At 60.3% G+C, this 2,716-nt stretch carries 2 protein-coding genes; one reads left to right on the top strand and one right to left on the bottom strand.

Going from position 1 to position 2,716, the window contains the following annotated elements; translation table 11 throughout:
• Window positions 1-821: 821 nt before the first annotated feature.
• Complete coding sequence (locus tag IK083_07970; GenBank protein MBR4749489.1) at window positions 822-1,670, top strand: SDR family oxidoreductase; 849 nt, start codon at window positions 822-824, stop codon at window positions 1,668-1,670.
• An 810-nt stretch (window positions 1,671-2,480) separates the two neighbouring features.
• Here IK083_07970 and IK083_07965 read toward each other — a convergent pair.
• Window positions 2,481-2,716 (bottom strand): hypothetical protein (locus IK083_07965; GenBank protein MBR4749488.1); only part of this gene is annotated, 236 nt, incomplete at its 5' end.

Raw genomic sequence — 2,716 nt, 5'->3', positions numbered from 1 at the left:
CCTGCCTATATTCGGCGGCGCCAGGGAAAAGGCCATGGAGCGCGTGATCAGCAGCCTGACCGAGTATATGGAAATGTATTACTGACGGGGCAGGGTGAGTGAAGAAACAGCGTCACGGGCAGAGGTGAGTCCTCTGCCCGTGACTTGTCATGTGGACGCCCTGTAGTTTCAATCTATATCAGCCCTGCAGTCAGGGCCGCTTCCGGAGCCCTCACCGCCGAGATGACGATAGGACTTTTCCCGTACCCCGCTTATACGGCCCCTCCCACCAGCCGCCTCCGGCAGAGCCGGAGTAAGGAACGCGGCTGGCGGGCCCCACCGTGGATCTCTTACCCCGTCCGGCCGAACGCTTACGCGATTTATCCTATGGCCGGCCGGGCCGAGATGACGCGGGGGTGTGGGCTTTTTCCGTTCTCCGCCTTATACGGACCCCCCAACGGCATAAATGCCGTCGGTGCCCCCGTAGATCTCTAAGCGTCCTTGGCAAAGCCAATGGCGCGAGATGACGGCGGAGAGGTGCGGGATGACGCGGGGTCGGAGGCCGAGGTGACGGTGGAGTGCGGGCGGGGTTTTTGGCGGGTGAATGTGGTATAATCAATACTGGCGGTACATCAGTCGGAAAGCAGGCGCCTGTGGCAAGTATGTACCGGCTCACAGCTCTTTTGCTTGTGGCTGGATTGCCAGTCGCCACAGGCTGCCGGGTTTGGCGGCGGTCGGTTGATCCCATGCGCCGGACAGCGAAACGGGGCGGGGGACCGCAGAACTGCAGGTCAGGAATATGGACGGGTTGGCAAAGATACTTTTCAAGGAGGCCTCATATCATGATATTTGACAGAAACGAAAGAAAAGAAGTGATCGCTCTGCTGGGAGCGGGCAGCATGGGAACGGCGATCGTCCGAAAGATCGCTGCCGGCAGAAAGATCCTGCTGGGCGATATCAGCGAGAAAAATCTGGAGAGGGTGTCCCGCGACTTCAGATACGGCGGCTATGACGCGGAGACTATGACGGTCAACGCGCTGGAGAAGGATTCTGTGGAAGCCTTTGCGCAGAAGGCCGCCTCCCTCGGCGACGTGATGTATTTCATTGACACTGCCGGGGCCTCTCCGAACCAGGCAAAGCCGGAGCATATCGTCGCTCTCGATATGGTGGGGACGGGTTACGCCCTGGACGCTTTTGGCCGGATCATGGCGAAAGGCGGAGCGGGTCTCATCATCTCCAGCCAGGCAGGATATATGTATCCCATGCCCTATGAAACCGAGCAGGAGATCCTGACCGCTCCTACAGAAAAGCTGGCTGATCTGCCAGTGGTGAAGGAAACAGCCATGCAGGATCCGGGGCTTGCCTATATGATAGCCAAGCGTGTCAATCATCTGCAGGTGATGAAAGCGGCTGCCGGCGCGTGGAAGGAGCGCAGGGCCAGGATCAACAGCATCAGCCCCGGCGTTGTCGTGACGCCTCTGGCTTATGATGAATTTGCCGCCGCCGGCGAAGGGTATCAGAAGATGATAGACTCCTCAGCCGCGGAGCGCTGCGGGACCTCCGACGAGATCGCAGAAGCCGGCGCTTTTCTGCTGGGAGAGCATGCCGGGTTTATCACAGGCACAGATCTTTTGATAGACGGCGGCGTGATAGCGGCCATAAGGACGGGGAAGTATACGCTGGGCGGATAAGGGCCGGCGGTCAACCGCCGGTCACCCGCGAGGGGGTATCCTGCAGCGGGAAAGGGCGCCTTGGGCGGACACGGGAGTGTCCGCCCAAGGCATTATAATAATAATGTGGTGCGGCAGGCGCGCAGATCGGGGTTCCCCGCAAAATAGCAGATTTTGTGGGGCCAAAGCGCCTGCCGCACCGCGCCTATTGCCGAGGTGACGAGGGAATGAGGACTTTTTCCGGTCTCCGCCTTATACGGCCCCCCCAACGGCTTTCAGCCGTCGGTGCCCCCGTAGATCTCTAAGCGTCCTTGGCAAAGCCAATGGCGCGAGATGACGGCGGAGAGGGGCGCAAAGCGCCTGCCGCACCGCTTCCATCCGCGGACCGGAGAACCGCCGGCGGTCAAAACATACGTCATTTCGGCGGTTTTGACGATAGGAAAAAGCGGTAAGAAATCTCCTGTAATGGAAGAATAGAGCCCGGGCAAGGCACTATGCCCACCGCCGGGAGGGTGTTATCCCTTTGCCCCGCTTGTACGGCCCCCCCCACCAGCCGCCTCCGGCAGAGCCGGAGTAAGGAACGCGGCTGGCGGGCCCCACCGCACCACCCCGCGAATACTTTTATTCGCGGGGACCCCGGTGGATCTCTTACCCCGTCCGGCCGAACGCTTACGCGTTTTATCCTATGGCCGGCCGGGCCGAGATGACGCGGGGTTGAGGCTTTTTCCGTTCTCCGCCGTGTGGCCCATTCGTAGGCTTTATTCGTACCCCGCGTACGGCCCCCCCAATGCCTGCGGCATCGGTGCCCCCCGGCGGAGTATATTTGTCCCGTTAAGTTTGTACGAGAGCGAAGGCTCGCGGTTCTATCTTAGGGGATCTCTTACCGGTGAGGGCTCGATGAGCCCTCACCGCCGAGATGACGTCGTTGTTGAACGGGACAATGTTTCGCCGAGATGACGCGGGGTGCGACGCCGAGATGACGAGAAGATTTTTCGTTGTCCCGTTGGGTTTGTTCGAGAGCGAAGGCTCGCGGTTCTTTCTTAGGGGATCTCTTACCGGTGAGGGCT

This window comes from Abditibacteriota bacterium (assembly GCA_017552965.1).
Taxonomy (GTDB): Bacteria; Armatimonadota; UBA5829; order UBA5829; family UBA5829; genus RGIG7931.
This window is presented reverse-complemented; position numbering and strand designations above follow the sequence as displayed.